This is a genomic window from Terrimesophilobacter mesophilus (genome assembly GCF_014200375.1).
Classification (GTDB): domain Bacteria; phylum Actinomycetota; class Actinomycetes; order Actinomycetales; family Microbacteriaceae; genus Terrimesophilobacter; species Terrimesophilobacter mesophilus.
This window is the reverse complement of the sequence record NZ_JACHBP010000001.1, coordinates 98,110-117,445: the sequence shown is the minus strand read 5'-3', so window position 1 is coordinate 117,445 and position 19,336 is coordinate 98,110. Positions and strand designations below refer to the sequence as shown.

Here is a 19,336-nt window from a genome sequence, read left to right as displayed (position 1 = left end):
GTCAGGACTCCTTATTGTCATCGGCAGAGATCGACATCAAGTCTACGACCTCCTGGGCCGCCCGGCTGACCTCGGTGTTCACGACGCGGTAGTCGAACTCGTCCGCGGCGGCCAGTTCGGTCTTCGCGGTGTCGAGCCTTCTGGCCTGCTCCGCAGCATCCTCCGTGCCCCTGCCGACCAGCCTCCGCACGAGTTCCTCCCAGCTCGGCGGAAGCAGGAAGATCAGGATCGCCTCCGGCATGGCCCGCCGGACGGCCCTGGCGCCCTGCAGGTCGATCTCGAGGAGGACGCTCTTCCCCTGCGCAAGGGCCGCGTCGATGGGCGCGCGGGGGGTGCCGTACCGGTACGCGTTGTGCACCGTCGCCGTCTCCAGCATGGCACCGGAGGATTCGAGACGATCGAATTCCTCGTCGCTCACGAAGTAGTAGTTCACGCCGTCGATTTCACCAGGACGCGGTGAGCGGGTCGTCGCGGAGACCGACAGGAGAACATCCGGATGGTGTTCCCTGATGTAGGTGGACACCGCTCCCTTCCCCACGGCGGTGGGTCCGGCGAGAACGACGAGCTTCGAGGTCCGGTCCGCGGCGTGGCCGCCATCCCGCCGCGAGAGCCAGTCCCTGAGGGTCTCGCGTTGACGAACGCCGAGTCCACCGATGCGTTTGGACTCAGCGATTCCGAGTTGAGAGAGGATCCGTGACGACCGGGTCGGGCCGAGCCCGCGGATGCTCGCGACGAGCTCCCGAACCCTCAGCCCGGCTTCGGCACTGTGCGGGTCCGCCCATCCCCGGTTGAGTACGTCGAGCGGCCTTCTGCGGTTCTCCGCGATCGCGCGCTTGATGTCTGCCCTGGCCCTGCGGGCGGCGACCGCAGCGCGGGAGGCCGCCGCACGGTCCACGTCGGGTGGATTCACGCGAGGCATTCTGCAAGCTCCCCGGCACCCCGCTCGATCGCCCGCTCGATGCCGGACGGCCCTGCTGCGAGCACTTCGCGCGACGTCGTCGCGACGACGAACGGCGAACAGGGTCCGTAGCGCGCGCGAAGGTCGGTGAACGACGCGCCCTGATGGCCGAACCCCGGTGCGAGGACCGGTGTGGCCGGATGAGTGGCCATGGCCTGAAGCGGCAGTCCGAATCGCGCGGGATCGACGGTCGCGCCGATGACGACGCCGAACGACCCCACCCGGCCGACGGTTCCCATCGACTCGCTCGCGTTCAATCCGATCACCCCATCGACGATACCGGCCGCGACCGTCCTGCCAGGAGTGCCCTCCTCGACGCCCGGCGCGATGACGGCGGTCTGAAGCGGCAGCGATTCCGGATTCGACGTCGCGGCGAGCACGAAGAGCCCCTTGCCGGCGTGTGTGGCCAGCGCGATCGGCCCGGACAGCGATCCGATGCCCTGGAATGCGTTCGCCGTCATGGCATCCGCCTCGAGCGGGCTACCGGGCGTCAGCCAGGCCTGCCCATAGGCCTCCGCCGTCGTGCCGACGTCGCCTCGTTTCCCATCGGCGATCACGATCAGACCGGCATCCCGAGCCGCGGAGAGCACGCTTTCGAGTGCGGCGTACCCTGCAGAACCATGGCGCTCGAAGAAGGCCACCTGCGGTTTGACGATGCCGACCCTGCCGTGCGCAGCGTCGACCACTCGGAGACCGAACTCCCTTAGCCCCGCAGCGTCGTCGTTCAACCCCCACTCGCCCAGCAGCCACGCGTGCGGGTCGATTCCGATGCACAACTGCCCCCACCGCGCGAACGCCGTCGCGAGTCGTGTCCCGAATGCCCCGCTATCGGCCATGTGACAACCGCTCCGCCCTGTCGATCGCGTAGTCCTGGAGCGACCGGACGGCGAATCCCTGCCGAATCGCCTCGACCGACGACACTGCTGCCCCCAGTTGAGCGATCGTCGTGAAGAGTGCCTTGTCTGCAGCGACCGTCGCCGTTCTGATCTCGTATCCGTCCGCGCGAGCGGTGCGGCCGCTCGGCGTGTTGATGACGATGTCGACCTCGTCATCCGTGATGAGGTCCACGATCGAGCGCTGGTCCCCTCCGGCCGGGGACGGCGCGTCGGACTGCTTCCGCACGACCCTGGCGTCGATTCCGTTGCGTGACAGCACCTCGGCGGTCCCCTGCGTGGCAAGGATCGTGAATCCGAGTTGCTGGAGCCGGAGAACAGGCAGCACGATGGCCCGTTTGTCGCGATCGGCAACGGAGACGAACACGGTTCCACTTCCGGGAAGGCCCCCGTACGCCGCGGCCTGGCTCTTGGCGAACGCCTTCGGGAAGTTGGAGTCGATGCCCATGACCTCGCCGGTCGATCGCATCTCGGGTCCGAGTATCGAGTCGACGATCCGGCCCTCCCTGGTCCTGAACCGTTTGAACGGGAGAACAGCCTCCTTCACGGCGACGGGCGAGTCCATCGGCACGTGGAGCCCGTCTTCCGCCGGAAGCACCCCCTCGTCGACGAGAGACCGGATGCTCGCGCCGACCATGATCCGCGCCGCAGCCTTCGCGAGCGGGATGCCGAGCGCCTTCGACACGAAGGGTACGGTCCTGGACGCCCGCGGGTTCGCCTCGAGGACGTAGAGGACGCCCTGGCCGATCGCGAACTGCACGTTGAGCAGTCCGCACACCCCGACGCCCCGCGCGATCGCCTCCGTCGCGTCGCGCACCCGATCGAGGATGTCCCTGCCGAGCGTCACGGGCGGAAGCGTGCAGGAGGAATCACCGGAGTGGATCCCGGCCTCCTCGAGGTGCTCCATGACGCCGCCGACGTAGAGCTCGGTACCGTCGAACAGTGCATCGACATCGATCTCGATCGCATCGTCCAGGAACCGGTCGACGAGGAGTGGAAGGCCCGGCGCGATGATCGCCTGGTCCGCGACGCGGGCGAAGTACCCTCCCATCGACTCGGTGTCGTAGAGGATCTCCATGCCGCGCCCGCCGAGCACGAAGGAGGGGCGAACGAGCACCGGGTATCCGATCTCCTCCGCGACCGCGACGGCCGTGACGAGGTCCGTCGCCGTTCCATTGCGGGGCGCGATGAGTCCTGCAGCGTCGAGGATGCCGGAGAAAAGGCCGCGTTCCTCTGCGAGGTCGATCGCCGACGGTGATGTCCCCAGAATCGGAACTCCCGCCGCTTCAAGGCCCTTGGCGAGCCCCAGGGCGGTCTGGCCGCCGAGCTGCACGACGACGCCCACGAGCTCGCCACCGGCGCTCTCGGCACCGATGACCTCGAGCACGTCCTCGAGGGTCAGCGGCTCGAAGTAGAGCCGGTCGCTCGTGTCGTAGTCGGTCGAGACGGTCTCCGGGTTGCAGTTGATCATGATCGTCTCGTAGCCGGCATCCGAGAGCGCGAAGGCCGCGTGAACGCACGAGTAGTCGAACTCGACGCCCTGACCGATGCGGTTCGGCCCGGAGCCGAGGATGACGACCTTGCGCCGGTCGCTCGGGATGACCTCGGTCTCGAGGTCGTAGCTCGAGTAGTGGTATGGGGTGAGCGCCGGGAACTCCCCCGCGCAGGTGTCGACGGTCTTGAACACCGGCCGGACGCCCTCGTTGTGACGGATCGCCCGGAGATCGGACTCGTCGAGGTCGCGCAACCGGGCGAGCTGCGCATCCGAGAAGCCGTGGTTCTTGGCGTGGCGGAGCAGGTAGGCATCCAGCGACCCCGCCACGCGCACCTCATCGGCGATCTCGTTGATGAGGACGATCTGGTCGACGAACCAGGGATCGATGCCGGTCGCGTCGAAGACCTCCTGGATGCTCGCTCCGGCCCTCAGCGCCTGTTGCACCGTCACGATCCGGCCGTCGGTCGGAACGCTCGCGAGAGCGAGCAGGGACTCCTTGTCTCCCGGCTCACCATTCCAGTGGAAACTCGAGCCGCGCTTTTCCAGCGACCGCAGCGCCTTCTGCAGCGCCGTCGTGTAGTTGCGCCCGATCGCCATCGCCTCGCCGACGGATTTCATGGTCGTCGTGAGCCGGGGATCGGCGGCGGGGAACTTCTCGAACGCGAACCGCGGAACCTTGACGACGACGTAGTCGAGAGTCGGCTCGAAACTCGCCGGCGTCACCCCCGTGATGTCGTTCGGGATCTCGTCGAGACGGTAGCCGATCGCGAGCTTCGCAGCGATTTTCGCGATCGGGAATCCGGTCGCCTTGCTCGCGAGAGCGCTCGAGCGGGACACCCGCGGGTTCATCTCGATGACGATGACGCGCCCGCTCGCGGGGTCGACGGCGAACTGGATGTTGCATCCGCCCGTGTCGACGCCCACGAGCCGGATGATCTCGATCCCGATGTCGCGCAGCCTCTGGAATTCGCGGTCGGTCAGTGTGAGAGCGGGCGCGACGGTGATCGAGTCGCCGGTGTGCACGCCGACCGGGTCGACGTTCTCGATCGAGCACACGACGACGGTGTTGTCCGAGGTGTCGCGCATGAGTTCGAGCTCGTACTCCTTCCAGCCGAGGATCGATTCCTCGAGGAGCACCTCGGTCGTCGGGCTCTGGTGCAGGCCGTCGGCGACCATCCGCACGAGCTCATCGGGCGTGTAGGCGAAGCCGCTGCCCAACCCTCCCATCGTGAAGGAGGGGCGGATGACGAGGGGGTAGCCGAGATCCTCGGCGAAGGCGATCGCCTCCTCCACGGTGTGCGCGATGTGCGATCTGGCGACCTCAGCCCCGGCGAGGAGGACCACGTCCTTGAACAGCTGGCGATCCTCTCCCTTTCGGATGGCCTCCAGGTTCGCGCCGATCAATTCGACCCCGTACTTCTCCAGCACCCCGTGCTCGTGCAGTTCGACAGCGGCGTTGAGGGCTGTCTGTCCGCCGAGCGTCGGAAGGATCGCATCCGGCCGCTCCTTCGCGATGATGGACTCGATGACCTCCCAGGTGATCGGCTCGACATAGGTGGCGTCGGCGAAGTCGGGGTCGGTCATGATCGTCGCCGGGTTCGAGTTGATGAGGATGACGCGAACGCCCTCCTCGCGCAGCACGCGGCAGGCCTGAGTGCCGGAGTAGTCGAACTCGCAGGCCTGGCCGATGACGATGGGACCCGAGCCGATCACGAGGACGGAGCGGATGTCGGTACGCTTCGGCATCAGGCCTCGCCCCCTTTCCCGGCAGGCGTCGTCGCGATCACGAGTTCTCTGAACCGGTCGAACAGGTAGTTCGCGTCGTGCGGGCCCGCGGCGGCCTCCGGGTGGTATTGCACGGAGAACGCGGGGACGTCGAGGGCTTTCAGTCCCTCCACGACGTTGTCGTTGAGGTTGAGGTGACTGACCTCGACCCGGCCGAACCCGGCGGGCGACTGCGAGATGCCCTCGGTCGGGGCGTCGACGGCGAATCCGTGGTTGTGCGCTGTGATCTCGGTCCTTCCGGTTGAGCGGTCGAGCACCGGCTGGTTGATTCCGCGGTGCCCGAACGGGAGCTTGTAGGTGCTGTAACCGAGCGCACGCCCGAGCAGCTGGTTGCCGAAGCAGATTCCGAAGAACGGAACGCGCCGCCTCAGCACCTCGCGTAGAAGCTCGACGTGCCGGTCGGATGCACCGGGATCGCCTGGCCCGTTCGAGAAGAAGACGGCATCCGGGGCGAGGGCGAAGAGCGCATCGACGGTGACCGCCTCCGGCACCACGATGACCTCGAATCCGCGCGCCGTGAGGTAGCGCAGCGTCGAGGACTTGACGCCGAGGTCCAGGACCGCGACAGCTCCGATCCGCTCGCCTTCGGCCGGCATCCGGTACAGCTCGGGGGTGGAGACGCGCGAGGACAGGTTCAATCCGGTCATCTCTTCCCCGCCGCGAACGACGTCGAGCTGGTCGGCGAGCCCGAGCGCGGCATCGGGTCCTGAGAAGATGCCGGCCCGCATGACGCCGACCGAGCGCAGCCGCCGTGTCACCGCGCGCGTGTCGATGCCGGAGATCCCGACGATGCCCTGCGCGACGAGGTCGTCGTCGAGGCTCCCGGTCGCCCGGTGGTTGGACACGATGCGGGACGGGTCGCGCACGACGAATCCCGCGACCCAGATGCGTCCGGACTCCGGGTCCTCGTCGTTGACCCCGGTGTTGCCGATGTGGGGCGCCGTCATGAGCACGATCTGACCTGCGTACGAGGGGTCGGTGATCGTCTCCTGGTAGCCCGTCATCCCGGTGGAGAAGACCGCTTCGCCGAGTGAGGTGCCCAGGGCGCCGTACGCGCGGCCCTCGTAGCTCGACCCGTCCTCGAGGACGAGCACCGCTGCGGGATCGTGCCGCGTCATCCTTCTTCCCCGATGAGTCCGGATACTGCGTCCAGGAACGCGCCTTCATCGCCGTCGATGCGGAACCAGCTCTCGACGTCGTGCTCGCCCAGGTGCCACCCGACGAGGACGAGTCCGCCGGTCTCGACCGCCCTGTCGATCGTCCAGGTCGCCCTGTCGACCCTGCTGATGTCCTCGCGGGCGATGAAGACGGGTGCCCGACCCGTGATGGCGAAGATCAGCCCGAACTCCGTGACGGTCAGGTCCGCTCGCGAGCCGAAGCCGAGTCCGTGCACCGCGACGCGCTCGAGCGGTTCGTGCGCGATGGTCGTCGCGACGTACTGCCCGGTGGCCTTCGCCCGCGTCCGACCGGGGTCATCCGGGACGGATGCCGGGGGCTCGAAGTCTCCCTGACGCTTCTTCCGCGCCCGCCATCCCAGGTACATCGCCAGTATCGCGAGCACGAGGACTGCGACGATGATCACCGTCGGAATGAGCCTATCCACGAGTGAAACCCCTGCTTTCTGCCGCGGCGGCGGCCACGAACTCCGTCGCGACCACCTCACCGTCGACGACTGTCGGATATCCGGAATGCACCGTCATCATGACCCTCCCGGGGAGCGTCATCCCCAGGTAGGGAGAGTTCACGGAACGCCCCCGCAGTTCTTCCGTGCTGAACTCGCGGGAGGCCGAGGGATCGACGAGCGTGAACTCTGCGGCGGCGCCGACCGCTATTCCGCGATCGTACCCCGCGACGCGGCCGATGGCCGCCGGTGCGCTCGAGAGAAGCCGCGCGATGTCGACCCAGCCGAGGACGCCGGTATCGATGAGGGACGCCTGCACGACCGACAGGGCGGATTCGAGACCGACCATGCCGAAGGATGCGTCGGACCAGGCCGACTCCTTCTCCTCGACCGGGTGCGGCGCATGGTCCGTGGCGATCACGTCTATCGTCCCGTCGGCCAGGCCGGCGCGCAGCGCGTCGACGTCATCCCGCGACCGCAGAGGAGGGTTGACCTTGAACCGGGCGTCCCAGGTGAGAGCCAGGTCTTCGGTCAGGAGGAGGTGGTGCGGTGTCACCTCGGCGGTGACGGGGATTCCGCGGGCCTTCGCCCACCTCACCACGTCGACGGATCCCGCCGTCGAGACGTGGCACACGTGAAGCCGCGCGCCGACGTGCTCAGCCAGCAGCACGTCGCGGGCGATGATGGCCTCCTCCGCCACCGCAGGCCACCCGGTGAGGCCCAGTTCGCTGCTGAGCGCGCCCTCATTCATCTGGGCGCCGTCTGTGAGCCGCGGCTCCTGCGCGTGCTGCGCGACGACACCGTCGAAGGTCTTCACGTACTCGAGCGCACGGCGCATGAGCAGCGCATCGGACACGCACTTCCCGTCATCCGAGAACACGCGCACCCGCGCCCGGGACTGGGCCATGGCGCCGATCTCGGCCAATTGCGTTCCACCGAGGCCGATCGTCACCGCGCCGACCGGCCGCACCGTCACATATCCTGCGGCGTCGCCGAGCGCCTGGACCTGCTCGACGACCCCTGCGGTGTCCGCGACCGGCGAGGTGTTGGCCATGGCGTGCACCGCGGTGAATCCGCCGATCGCCGCGGCCCTCGAGCCGGTCAGCACGGTCTCGCTGTGCTCGTACCCCGGCTCCCGCAGGTGGGTGTGCAGGTCGACGAGTCCCGGGAGCGCGATGAGCCCGGCCGCGTCGACGACGCTCGCGCCGGCATCGGAGAGCCCGGCACCCAGTTCGGCGACGAGACCGTCGGCGACCAGGATGTCCGTCGTCGTCCCGTCGGCCAGCGCGGCACCGCGAATCAGGATGCGCTTCGTCATGCCTTCCCCTCCATCGCGCCGCTCAGCAGCAGATACAGCACGGCCATGCGCACGGAAACGCCGTTCGCGACCTGTTCCCTGATGGTGGACCGTGGGGAATCCGCCGCACCCGCCGAGATCTCCAGTCCCCGGTTCATCGGCCCGGGGTGCATGATCATGCTTCGCTCCGGCAGCGCCGCCATCCGTTCGTCGTCGAGACCCCACTGCCGCGAATACTCCCGCGCATTGGGGAAGAACGCGTCGTGCATCCGCTCGGCCTGGATGCGCAGCATCATGATGACATCCGGCCCGGCCGCGATCGCGGCATCGAGGTCGTAGCCCAGCTCGACCGGCCAGCGGTCCAGTGCGACGGGCATGAGGGTGGCCGGCGCGACGAGACTCACCCTCGCACCGAGTGCTGTGAGCAGCCAGACGTTCGAGCGGGCGACGCGCGAGTGCAGGATGTCGCCCACGATCGTGACGCGGCACCCGTCGAGGCCGTGACCGCGAGCGGCCGCGCCGTGCAGTCGTCGACGGATCGTGAACGCGTCGAGGAGAGCCTGGGTCGGATGCTCGTGGGTCCCGTCGCCCGCGTTCACGATGCCGGCGTCGATCCAGCCGCCCCGCGCGAGCACGTCCGGGGCTCCGGAGGCCGGATGCCGCACGACCACGGCATCCGCACCCATGGCGGCGAGGGTCTGCGCGGTGTCTTTGAGACTCTCCCCCTTCGACACGCTCGATCCCTTCGCGCTGAAGTTGATGACGTCGGCGCTCAACCGCTTCGCCGCGGCTTCGAAGGAGATCCTGGTGCGGGTCGAATCCTCGTAGAACAGATTGACGACGGTCTTTCCGCGCAGCGCGGGCAGGCGAGGAACCTCACGCCCGGCGACCTCCGCCATGTCCTCCGCGACGTCGAGGATGACGATGGCCTCCTCGCGTGCGAGGTCCTTCGTGCTGAGGAGATGCCTCATGGCTCGATCGTCACCTCCTCGACCCCGTCGATCTCGTCGAGTCTCACGTTGATGCGTTCCGCGAGAGAACTCGGCAGGTTCTTTCCGACGAAGTCCGCTCTGATGGGCAGTTCGCGATGCCCGCGGTCGACGAGAACCGCCAGGCGCACGGCACGCGGCCTGCCGAGGTCGACCATGGCATCCAGTGCCGCACGGATCGTCCGGCCGGAGAACAGCACGTCGTCGACGAGCACGACGGTCTTCCCGTCGATCCCGCCGGGAGGAATGCGCGTCGGGCGCGGGGTCCTGGTGAGGTTGCGACCGAGGTCGTCCCGGTACATCGTGATGTCCAGGGTGCCGACGGTTCCGCTTCCGGGTTCGATCGACTCGAGGATGGCCCCGACGCGCTCGGCGAGAACGACACCGCGCGTGGGAATTCCGAGGATGACGAGATCCGAACCGCCGCGATTGGATTCGAGGATCTCATGCGAGATGCGGGTGAGCGCTCGCGTGATATCAGAGGGCTGCAGGACGGTGCGTGCAGGCATTCTGACCTCCTTCCCCGCCTCTCGGGACGGATGTTAAAGGATGTCTGTCTGGATCAACTATAGACCCGTCAGGATTGCGCTTCGGCGATGCGGCCGAGCACACCGTTCACGAAACCGGCGGAGTCCTCCGTGCTGTAGGTGCGCGCGAGTTCCACGGCCTCGGCGATTGCGACGCCGTCGGGCACCTCGGGGTTGAACACGAGTTCCCAGATGCCCATCCGCACGATCGCGCGGTCGATGGTCGGCATCCGGTGGATGGGCCAGCCGAGCGCGTAGGTCTCGATGAGCTCGTCGATCTCGGCACGGTGCTCATCGACTCCGACCGAGATCTCGCGCGCATACTCCCACGAGGATGACCTGCGCGGCTCCGCCTGGGCCCGCTCGGACTCGCTCGCAATGGCATCGGCGATGGTGGTCGAACGCAGATCGGCTCCGTACAACAGGTCGAGGGCACGCTTGCGTGCTTTGGTTCTCGCACTCATCGGGGGCGGCGGGCGATCAGTCGTTGACGCGGCCGAGGTAGTCCCCGGTGCGGGTGTCGACCTTGACCTTCGTCCCCTGCTCGAGGAAGAGCGGTACCTGGATCTGGTATCCGGTCTCGACCGTGGCCGGCTTGGTTCCGCCGGTGGAACGGTCCCCCTGCAGTCCCGGATCGGCGTGCGTGATCTCCAGGACGACGGATGCCGGAAGCTCCACGTAGAGCGGCTCACCGTTGTGGAGGGCGATCGTCACGCTCTGGTTCTCGAGCATGAAGTTCGGAGCATCCCCGACCTGTTCCTCGGAGAGGGTGATCTGATCGTAGTCGGAGGAGTTCATGAAGACGTAGCCGTCCCCGTCCTTGTACAGGTACTGGAAGTCGGCACGGTCGACGGTCTCCAGCTCGACCTTCGCGCCGGCATTGAACGTGCGGTCGATGGTCTTCCCGGAGCGGACGTTCTTGACCTTCGTCCTGACGAAGGCACCGCCCTTACCCGGCTTGACGTGCTGGAATTCGATGACGGTCCACAGACCGCCATCCATGTTGAGGACGACGCCGTTTCGGATATCTGCGGTAGAGGCCATTCCGCAAGTTTACGGGGTCAGGATGAGCGGTCGCGAACGAGGCGAAGCGCGAGCAGGTAGGAGTCGAATCCGAAGCCGGCGATGACCCCCGTCGCCACGCCGGAGATCACGCTCGTGTGGCGGAACTCCTCGCGGGCGAACGGGTTCGAGATGTGCACTTCGACGAGAATGAGCCCCGCCTCCGTCACGAGGGCGGCCGCATCCCGAAGCGCATAGGAGTAGTGCGTGAACGCGGCGGGATTCATGATCACGTGCGACCCCGTGTCGACCGCTTCGTGAAGCCATCCGACGAGTTCCGCCTCGTCGTCGGTCTGGCGCAGCTCCCACGTGACGCCCTCCGCTTCGGCGTCGAGCCGGACCCGCAGATCTTCGAGGCTCAGCGTGCCGTAGACCTCCGGCTCCCGTGTGCCCAGCCGCTGGAGGTTGGGGCCGTTGAGAACCAGGATGCGCGTCATGCGAGCCACTCTAACTGCCTACTTCCTGCCATGCGGCGAAGAGCAGGGACTCGTCGGGACCGCTCAGGATCGTCGGTCGCGCCACGTCGTCGAGAATCACGAACCGGAGCAGGTCTCCCCTGGCCTTCTTGTCGCGCTTCATGACGCTCACGAGCGTGTTCCACCGGCCGAGCGGATAACTCACCGGGAGACCGATCGAGGTCAGGATGCTGCGGTGCCGATCGACGACGTCATCGCCCAGTCGTCCGGCGAGGCGCGCGAGCTCGGCGGCGAACATCATGCCGACCGAGACGGCCGCGCCGTGACGCCAGCGGAACCGCTCCGCGTACTCGATGGCGTGCCCCAGGGTGTGCCCGTAGTTGAGGATCTCGCGCCGGCCCGATTCCCGGAAGTCCTCACTCACGACGCTCGCCTTGACCGCGATCGACAATTCGACGACGCGGCGGAACTCTTCGGAGTCCGGGTCGGTCGCGGCCGCGACGTCGTGCTCGATGATCTCGAGGATCTGCGGGTCGGCGATGAAGCCGCACTTGACGATCTCGCCGAACCCGGCGAGCAGTTCCATCCGGTCGAGGCCGGCCAGGATATCGAGGTCGGCGATGACCGCTTTCGGCGCGTGGAACGAGCCGACCAGGTTCTTGCCCTCCGAGGTGTTGATCCCCGTCTTGCCGCCGATGGCGGCGTCGACCATCCCGAGCACCGTCGTCGGAACCTGCACGAGAGTGACGCCGCGCAGCCAGGTCGCCGCGACGAACCCGGCGAGGTCGGTCGCTGCTCCCCCTCCGAAGCCGATGATCGCATCCGACCTCGTGAAGTCAGCTGTGCCGAGAATCTGCCAGCAGAACGCGGCGACCTCGACGCGTTTGGCGGCCTCCCCATCCGGGATCTCGGCGAGGAGCACCTCGTATGATGCGGAAAGCTGCTCGCGCAGCCCGCCCGCGAGCGTTGCGAGGGACGGCTGGTGGACGATGAGCACCTTGCGGACGGTCGTGCCGAGCGCGTCGCCGATCCGGTGGAGGATGCCGCGACCCACCTCGACGTCGTACGGGCCGGTGCCATCGCCCGTTCCCTGCACCGTGATCGTGGTCATGCCGCGTCCTCTCTCCGGATCCAGTCGGCGACCTCGTGCGCGAGAGAGAGCACCGTGCGCTCAGAACTGTCGACGGTGCGCGTGGCGAGGCGCTCGTACAACTGCCGTCTGGCATCCACGATGGCCTGCCACGACTCGAGGCCGTTCTCCAGTAGTGGGCGCACGGAGCCGCGGATGCGGTCACCCACGGCGTCGGCGGACACCGTCACGAGAACCACCCGGCACGCGGCGAGGTCCGCCTGGGTGTCCGGGTCGAGGACGGCGCCGCCACCGAGCGCGACGACTGCCCGTTCGACGAGCGCCCTGGCGACCTCGATGCGCTCCGCGGCCCGGAACCACTCCTCGCCGCGTTCGGCGAAGATCGTCGCAATCGGCCCGTGGCTGGCGACGATCCGCCGGTCGGTGTCGACGAACGGCACTCGAAGCAGTTTGGCGACCCTCCTGCCGAGCACGCTCTTTCCGGCCCCGGGAGGGCCGATCACCACGAGGACTGGACGGTTCTCGCTCATTCGCCGTGCTGCGGGGATGCGCCGGCGCTGTACCGGGTCGACTTCAGGTTGGCGGGAATCGCATCGAGGTAGCCGAGGAGGTTCCTCCGCGTCTCCTCGATCGAGTCGCCGCCGAACTTCTCGATCATCGAGTTCGCGAGTACGAGCGCGACCATGGCCTCCGCGACGACTCCCGCCGCGGGAACGGCGCAGACATCCGAACGCTGGTGGTGGGCCTCTGCCGTACCCCCGGTCGCGACATCGACCGTGCGCAGGGCGTGCGGCACCGTCGAGATCGGCTTCATCGCCGCGCTGACCCGCAGAACGGACCCGGTGCTCATCCCGCCCTCGGTTCCGCCTGCCCGATCGGTCGATCTCGTGATCCCGTCCTCGGAGGCGAAGAGTTCGTCGTGCGCCCGGGATCCGCGCCGGGTCGCTGTCGCGAATCCGTCGCCCACCTCGACGGCCTTGATGGCCTGGATGCCCATGAGGGCGGCCGCCAGTTGGGAATCGAGCCTCCGATCCCAGTGCGCATAGGAGCCGAGCCCCGGTGGCAGTCCGTAGGCGAGAACCTCCACGATTCCGCCGAGAGTGTCCCCGTCCTTCTGGGCGGCGTCGACCTCGGCGACCATCCGCTCGCTCGTCGCCGGATCGCCGCAACGGACGAGGTCGTCATCCAGACGCGCGACATCCTGGGGACCGGGCAACGGCGTGCCGTCCGGCACGCGCACGGTCCCGATCGCGACGGTGTGGCTCACGAGGCGAACGTCGAGGGACGCCAGGAACGACCGCGCCACGGCGCCGAGAGCGACCCTGGCTGCGGTTTCCCGCGCGCTCGCCCGCTCGAGCACGTTTCGAGCCTCCTCGAAGCCGTATTTCTGCATCCCCACGAGGTCGGCGTGCCCTGGCCGTGGCCGCGTCAATGGGGCGCCACGGCCCTTCGGCAGCGTCGCGAGATCCACCGGCTCCGCGCTCATGACGTCAACCCAGCGCGGCCACTCCGTGTTGCCGATGCGGATGGCGATGGGGCTCCCCATGGACACCCCGAACCGAACGCCGGAGGAGAGGGAGAGCTCGTCCTCCTCGAACTTCTGGCGCGCGCCACGACCGTAGCCGAGCCTTCTCCTCGCAAGGTCTTCGCGGATGCCCGAGAGGCTCACCGGGACACCGGCGGGCAGACCCTCGATGATCGCGACAAGCTCCGGTCCGTGGGATTCGCCTGCAGTGAGCCATCGAAGCATGCAGCCATCCTCCCATGATCACGCGGTTCCGAACGCCGCCCCCCGCATGGCGGCGAGCACAGCGCCCTCGTCCGGGAGCTCGATCTCCGGGTCTCCCCCGACGAAGATCCTCACCTGGGCGAGCGCCTGGTAGACGAGCATCCCGATGCCATTGTTGACGATCGCGCCGCCCTCGTCCCGCCACGATCGTGCCGCCGCGGTGGGCTGTGGGGCATAGGCGATGTCGACGAGCGGCACGGTGGAGCAAAGCCCTCGCGGCAGGCCCATCGGCAGTTCGGCGGTTCCGGGGAGCGTACTGACCACGACATCCGGAAGCTCGAGTTCGGAACCGAAGGGCTGCACATCGATGCTCACGCCCACGCGCTCCGCGACCGCCTCGACGCCCGCCGCGCGCTCGAGGGATCGTGCCCACACCGTGACACGGCGCACCCCGCGACGCGAGAGGGCGACGAGAAGCGAACCCGCTGTGGCGCCGGAGCCGAGCAGGAGGGCGGAGTCGAGCGGGTCCGGGAACGCCTCGGCCAGCATCCGCTCCGCTCCGGAGACATCCGTGTTGAATCCTCTGAGCGCGTCGCCGCCGACCAGCACGGTGTTGACGGCGCCCGTGATCGACCCGAAGTCGTCGACCGTGGTCAGATGGCGGATGACGTCGCGCTTGAGCGGCATGGTGAGGGAGAGCCCCCGCCACTCATCGTCGAGTCCCGCCAGGAACTCTCCGAGCTCATCCTCGCGGACCTCGACGGCCTCGTACGTCCACGGGAGCCCGAGCACTCGGTACGCGGCGCTGTGCAGCGCCGGGGACTTCGAGTGCGCTATCGGCGACCCGAGAACCGCCAGACGGAGCCGCGAATCAGTCACAGTTCGGGCTCTGCGTCGTACGACACCATTCCTGGAGCTGACGCACCGCCGCGTTGTGCTGCTCCAGAGTCACCGAGAACACCGTTTCACCGGTGTCCAGGTTCACCGGCACGAAGTAGAACCATGGTCCGTCCACCGGATGCAGTGCCGCATCGATCGCGAGATCGCCTGCCGCACCGATGGGTCCGATCGGGAGCCCGGGGTTCGCGTAGGTGTTGTACTTGTTCGACTTGTCTGCGCGCTCCTCGGGTGTCGTCCACACCGTGTGGGTCCTTCCGGTGCCGTAGGACACGGTCGCATCCGATTGCAAGTGCCAACCGTCTTTCAGCCGATTCGTGAACACACGGGAGACCTTGTAGAAGTCCTTCGTGTCGCGGCCGGCCTCACGCTGGATGAGCGCGGCGAGGGTGAGCACACGCAGCCGGTCCTTCGGAGCCACCCCTGCGGCATCCAGAGCGGCGAAGGTCCGGTCGACGAGGGTCTTCAGCACCGAGCGCGCGTCGACGCTCGGATCGAACTTGTATGTGGCGGGGAAGAGATAGCCCTCGAGACTGGGTGCGTCCTTCGACACCCCGTAGTCGGTTGGATTCTTCGCCGCCGCTTCGAAATCGGCCACGGAGATACCTGTCGCCGTGCTCAGGATCTCGAACACCTGGTCGATGCTCTTGCCTTCTGGGATCAGGGCCGTGCGCTCGACCCGGTTCGCAGGATCCTGAATCGCAGCGAGAGCAGCAGCCGAACTCATCTTCTCCGACAGCACGTAATAGCCCGGATAGAACTCGACCGCGGGCTTCTGCGCAAGGAGCAGGCTGTAGAACGTTCCGAAACTCTTGATCACCCCGGCGTCGAGCAGCGAATTCGTCACTTCGACTCCGGTGTCACCGCTCGCAATCACGATCGTGGCCTGCCCCGACCCCTGCCCGACGTAGTCTGGCGGCGGAAGCTCCCAGCCGAGCGCCTTCCGCACCTGCGGCTCATAGTTCGCCCACACATAACCGGCGCCGGCGCCCGCCAGGCCCAGGACGACGACGACAGCGACCACCCATCCGATCCAGCGGCGGCGCTTCTTCGGACGCGTCGCCGCTTCGCGCGCGGCCCGGCGGGAGGGCGGCTGCGGCGCTGTCGGATCGGCGGCGGGTTGCGACGAGAACATCTCGTCCCAACGTGGTTCGTCTGCCACAGCGCCTATCCTTCGTCCGGGGCGACTCGCTCGCCCGGTGGGGTTCCGCTCGACCGCTCGAAGTCGAGAGCATCCTGCAGAATTATAGTGGCGGCGACCTGGTCGATGACCGGGCGCGACCTGCGAACGTCCCGACCGGTCGACTGCAGCGCGCGTTGAGCTGAAACGGTCGACAGACGCTCATCCACGAGCCTCACCGGGACGGCGACGGCCGCCGCAATGCGCTCCGCGAAACCGATCGCATCCTCGGTCGACGCCGTTCGCGAACCGGAAAGCGCGAGCGGAAGCCCGACGACGACCTCCATGGCCTCGTGCTCACCGACCAGCCGGATGACCTCTGCGACATCCCCGGCGCCACGAGCGACCGTCGCGAGAGGAGTCGCGAGCACGGCGTGGATGTCGCACACGGCGACGCCGATGCGTACCGTCCCGACGTCGATGCCGAGCCGCCTGCCCGATCGCATACTCACGGGCGCATTCTCACGCGGGCATGCTCACGCGGGCAGTGCCGCGCGCAGCGCATCGGCCGCCTCAGGGATGGCGGCGACGCTCGTACCGCCGCCCTGGGCGATGTCGTCCTTGCCTCCTCCGCCGCCGCCGAGAACGCCGGCCGCGATCGAAACCATCGACCCTGCCCTGACCCCCAGCGCACGCGCCCCGTCATTGGTGGCAACGATCACGATGGGCTTCTCCGCGACGTCGGCGAAAAACGCGACGATCGCGGGTTCGTTCCCCAGCCGCCCTCTCACGCCCAACGAGAGGGTGCGCACATCATCGGCGGAAGCGACGGTGCCGAGGTTCTCGATGACACTCGTGAGCCCGCCGCGCCGCACGGCGGCATCCGCAAGCCCAGGGATTCGTTCGCCGAGCGCAGCCGACTGGTATGCGGCGATCTTCTTCTCGGCCTCCTTGAGGCTCGCCATGAGCCCTGCGATGCGTTCCGGCAGCTGCTCTCGGGGTGTCTTGAGTTCGGTGCTCAGCCGGGAGACGATCGCCCGTTCGGTCGCGAGGTCCCGAAATGCATCCATTCCGACGAGGGACTCGATCCTGCGGTTGCTCGACCCGACCGACGCCTCGCTCACGACGTTGATGAGGCCGATCTCCGAGCTGCGGGACACGTGCGTGCCCGCACACAGTTCGCGAGACCACGGACCGCCGATCTCGACGACGCGCACCGTCTCGCCGTACTTCTCGCCGAAGAGCGCCATGGCCCCGAGCGCCTTCGCCTCGGTGAGCGGCATGACCTTCGTCTCCACCTCGAGATTGTTCCGGATGGCGTTGTTCGAGAGTTCTTCGATCTCCGTGCGCGTCGCCGGCGAGAGCGCCTGGTTCCAGTTGAAGTCGAGCCGCATGTATCCGGCCTTGTTGTACGAGCCGGCCTGGTGAGCCTGCGGGCCGAGCACTTCCCGCAGTGCGGCGTGGATGATGTGGGTCGCCGAGTGGGCCTGGGTCGCGCCGCGGCGCCACGCTGCGTCGACGATGCTCGTCGCAGCATCGCCGACCCCCACCTCACCCTTCGTGACCTCGACCTTGTGGCTCACGAGTCCCTTGACCGGGCGCTGCACGTCGAGGACCTCGAGTTCGAAGCCCTCCCCGACGATGCGGCCGGCGTCGGCCTCCTGGCCGCCGGACTCCGCGTAGAGCGAGGTCTCGGTGAGGATGACGTCGGCGATGTCCCCGACGCGCGCCCGCTGCACGGATTCCCCTCCGACGATGATCCCGAGCACCGTGCCGTCGGTCTCCAGGAACTCGTATCCGGTGAAGACCGTCTCGCCCTTCGCGCGGAAGTCGCTGTAGACCGAAAGGTCGGCGAGCAGGGTCTTCTTGGCCCGCGCATCCGCCTTCGCCCGATTGCGCTGCTGTGCCATGAGCGTCTCGAACGCCGAACGGTCGACCGTGAGGCCGGCCTCCTCCGCCATCTCCATGGTGAGGTCGATGGGGAACCCGAACGTGTCGTGCAACTGGAACGCGACATCCCCTTCGAGCTTCTTCCCGCCGGAGGTCCGCACCTTCTCGACAGCGACGTCGAGGATGCTGGTTCCGCTCTCGAGCGTCTTGAGGAAGGTCTCCTCCTCGCCGTAGGCGAGTCGTCCGATCCGTGCGTAGTCCGTATCGACCTCCGGGTACGCCGCCTTCATGGCATCCCGGGAGGCGGGGAAGAGTTCGGGGAACGTCGCCGTGTCCACCCCGAGCAGCCGCATCGCCCGAACGCTGCGTCGCAGCAGGCGGCGCAGGATGTAACCGCGCCCCTCATTGGATGGCGTCACACCGTCGGCCATGAGCATGAGGGATGAGCGGACGTGATCCGCGATCACCCGCATTCGCACGTCATCGTCGTGGTCGGCTCCGTATCGCTTGCCGGAGAGCTCCGCCGCGCGATCGAGGACGGGCCGGACCTGGTCGATCTCGTACATGTTCTCGACGCCCTGCTTGAGGAACGCGACGCGCTCGAGGCCCATGCCGGTGTCGATGTTCTTCCTGGGCAGTTCGCCGAGGATCTCGAAGTCGTTCTTGCCACGACCCTCTCCGCGGAGGTACTGCATGAACACGAGGTTCCAGATCTCCACGTAGCGGTCGTCGTCGGTCGCCGGTCCCCCGTCGACCCCGTATGCCGGTCCGCGGTCGAAGAAGATCTCCGAGCAGGGGCCCGCTGGACCCGGGAGCCCGGTCGACCAGTAGTTGGTGTCCATGCCGAGGCGCTGGATGCGCTCATCCGGAAGCCCGGCCGTGTCCTTCCAGAACCGGAAGGCGTCGTCGTCGTCCTCGTAGATCGTGACCCAGAGATCGTCCGGCGAGAACCCGTAGAAGCCGTCCTGCTCGGAGCCCGTGAGGAGCTCCCAGGCGAACTCGATGGCCTCCTTCTTGAAGTAGTCGCCGAAGGAGAAGTTGCCGTTCATCTGGAAGAACGTGCCGTGCCGCGGGGTCTTCCCCACCTCCTCGATGTCGAGGGTGCGGATGCACTTCTGCACGCTCGTCGCACGCGGGTACGGCGCGGGGACGAGCCCGGTCAGGTAGGGGATGAACGGAACCATCCCCGCCACGGTGAAGAGCAGGGTCGGGTCATCGCTCACCAGGGACGCCGACGGCACCACCGTATGGCCGCGCTCTCCGAAGTAGTCGAGCCAGCGGCGACGGATCTCTGCGGTCTGCACGACCTGATCAGTGCTTACTGCCGCTTGGCGAAGTCGGCAATGGCTTCCTCCGCGTCCGCGACGGCGGCGCGCAGTTCTGCCTCCCGTGCCTTGTAGCCGTCGACGACGGCCCCGCCGAATTCGCGAGCCTTCGCGTCGATGTCCTCGAAGAACCTCCGGCCCTCAGGCGTCTTGTTCAGCTGGTGTGCGGCGACGAACCCGACGCCGACACCGACGACGAGCCACAGTAATTTCTTCATGAGCGGTGCTCCTTCACGTGTGGC

Annotated in this window: 19 protein-coding genes; all 19 read right to left on the bottom strand. The window is 67.6% G+C overall.

The genetic code is table 11. The features are described from left to right. Window position 1: 1 nt before the first annotated feature. The 19 genes from gmk to BKA04_RS00470 all read right to left on the bottom strand — a co-directional run bounded on the left by gmk (window position 2) and on the right by BKA04_RS00470 (window position 19,312). Window positions 2–919 (bottom strand): guanylate kinase, encoded by a 918-nt coding sequence (gene gmk, locus BKA04_RS00560; protein ID WP_104094672.1) that lies wholly within the window; start codon window positions 917–919, stop codon window positions 2–4. Further along, entirely contained in the window at window positions 907–1,794 is an 888-nt protein-coding gene (gene pyrF, locus BKA04_RS00555; protein WP_104094671.1) for an orotidine-5'-phosphate decarboxylase, read from the bottom strand. The genes gmk and pyrF overlap by 13 nt, the downstream gene beginning before the upstream one ends. Continuing rightward, window positions 1,784–5,092 carry a carbamoyl-phosphate synthase large subunit gene (gene carB, locus BKA04_RS00550; protein WP_104094670.1) on the bottom strand — a complete coding sequence of 1,103 codons (3,309 nt, stop codon included), beginning with the start codon at window positions 5,090–5,092 and terminating at the stop codon, window positions 1,784–1,786. The genes pyrF and carB overlap by 11 nt, the downstream gene beginning before the upstream one ends. Then, window positions 5,092–6,249 (bottom strand): glutamine-hydrolyzing carbamoyl-phosphate synthase small subunit, encoded by a 1,158-nt coding sequence (carA, locus tag BKA04_RS00545; RefSeq protein WP_104094669.1) that lies wholly within the window; start codon window positions 6,247–6,249, stop codon window positions 5,092–5,094. Before carA ends, carB begins: the two co-directional genes overlap by 1 nt. Then, entirely contained in the window at window positions 6,246–6,734 is a 489-nt protein-coding gene (locus BKA04_RS00540) for a PH-like domain-containing protein (protein ID WP_104094668.1), read from the bottom strand. The genes carA and BKA04_RS00540 overlap by 4 nt, the downstream gene beginning before the upstream one ends. Beyond that, entirely contained in the window at window positions 6,727–8,070 is a 1,344-nt protein-coding gene (locus tag BKA04_RS00535) for a dihydroorotase (RefSeq protein ID WP_104094667.1), read from the bottom strand. The genes BKA04_RS00540 and BKA04_RS00535 overlap by 8 nt, the downstream gene beginning before the upstream one ends. Continuing rightward, window positions 8,067–9,020, bottom strand: a complete 954-nt coding sequence (locus tag BKA04_RS00530) for an aspartate carbamoyltransferase catalytic subunit (RefSeq protein ID WP_104094666.1) — start codon at window positions 9,018–9,020, stop codon at window positions 8,067–8,069. The genes BKA04_RS00535 and BKA04_RS00530 overlap by 4 nt, the downstream gene beginning before the upstream one ends. Beyond that, window positions 9,017–9,547 (bottom strand): bifunctional pyr operon transcriptional regulator/uracil phosphoribosyltransferase PyrR, encoded by a 531-nt coding sequence (gene pyrR, locus BKA04_RS00525; RefSeq protein ID WP_104094665.1) that lies wholly within the window; start codon window positions 9,545–9,547, stop codon window positions 9,017–9,019. The genes BKA04_RS00530 and pyrR overlap by 4 nt, the downstream gene beginning before the upstream one ends. 68 nt (window positions 9,548–9,615) lie before the next feature. Beyond that, the gene (gene nusB, locus BKA04_RS00520) at window positions 9,616–10,029 is read right to left on the bottom strand and encodes a transcription antitermination factor NusB (RefSeq protein WP_104094664.1); all 414 of its coding nucleotides are present in this window, start codon (window positions 10,027–10,029) and stop codon (window positions 9,616–9,618) included. A 16-nt stretch (window positions 10,030–10,045) separates the two neighbouring features. Then, complete coding sequence (gene efp, locus BKA04_RS00515; RefSeq protein ID WP_104094663.1) at window positions 10,046–10,609, bottom strand: elongation factor P; 564 nt, start codon at window positions 10,607–10,609, stop codon at window positions 10,046–10,048. A gap of 17 nt (window positions 10,610–10,626) precedes the next feature. Beyond that, window positions 10,627–11,064 (bottom strand): type II 3-dehydroquinate dehydratase, encoded by a 438-nt coding sequence (locus BKA04_RS00510; protein WP_104094662.1) that lies wholly within the window; start codon window positions 11,062–11,064, stop codon window positions 10,627–10,629. 10 nt (window positions 11,065–11,074) lie between these two features. Beyond that, entirely contained in the window at window positions 11,075–12,154 is a 1,080-nt protein-coding gene (gene aroB / locus BKA04_RS00505) for a 3-dehydroquinate synthase (protein WP_104094661.1), read from the bottom strand. Further along, window positions 12,151–12,663, bottom strand: coding sequence for a shikimate kinase (locus tag BKA04_RS00500; protein WP_104094660.1), 513 nt, complete (start codon window positions 12,661–12,663; stop codon window positions 12,151–12,153). Before BKA04_RS00500 ends, aroB begins: the two co-directional genes overlap by 4 nt. Then, window positions 12,660–13,883: a chorismate synthase gene (gene aroC, locus BKA04_RS00495; protein ID WP_104094659.1), complete on the bottom strand. Its 1,224-nt coding sequence runs from the start codon at window positions 13,881–13,883 to the stop codon at window positions 12,660–12,662. Before aroC ends, BKA04_RS00500 begins: the two co-directional genes overlap by 4 nt. Before the next feature lie 18 nt (window positions 13,884–13,901). Continuing rightward, complete coding sequence (locus BKA04_RS00490; RefSeq protein ID WP_104094658.1) at window positions 13,902–14,741, bottom strand: shikimate dehydrogenase family protein; 840 nt, start codon at window positions 14,739–14,741, stop codon at window positions 13,902–13,904. Next, complete coding sequence (gene mltG / locus BKA04_RS00485) at window positions 14,734–15,921, bottom strand: endolytic transglycosylase MltG (RefSeq protein WP_104094657.1); 1,188 nt, start codon at window positions 15,919–15,921, stop codon at window positions 14,734–14,736. The genes BKA04_RS00490 and mltG overlap by 8 nt, the downstream gene beginning before the upstream one ends. 5 nt (window positions 15,922–15,926) lie before the next feature. After that, window positions 15,927–16,385, bottom strand: coding sequence for a Holliday junction resolvase RuvX (gene ruvX / locus BKA04_RS00480; protein ID WP_104094656.1), 459 nt, complete (start codon window positions 16,383–16,385; stop codon window positions 15,927–15,929). A gap of 30 nt (window positions 16,386–16,415) precedes the next feature. Then, entirely contained in the window at window positions 16,416–19,073 is a 2,658-nt protein-coding gene (alaS, locus tag BKA04_RS00475; protein WP_104094655.1) for an alanine--tRNA ligase, read from the bottom strand. Between the two features lie 14 nt (window positions 19,074–19,087). Continuing rightward, window positions 19,088–19,312: a hypothetical protein gene (locus BKA04_RS00470; RefSeq protein ID WP_104094654.1), complete on the bottom strand. Its 225-nt coding sequence runs from the start codon at window positions 19,310–19,312 to the stop codon at window positions 19,088–19,090. Window positions 19,313–19,336 lie beyond the last annotated feature (24 nt).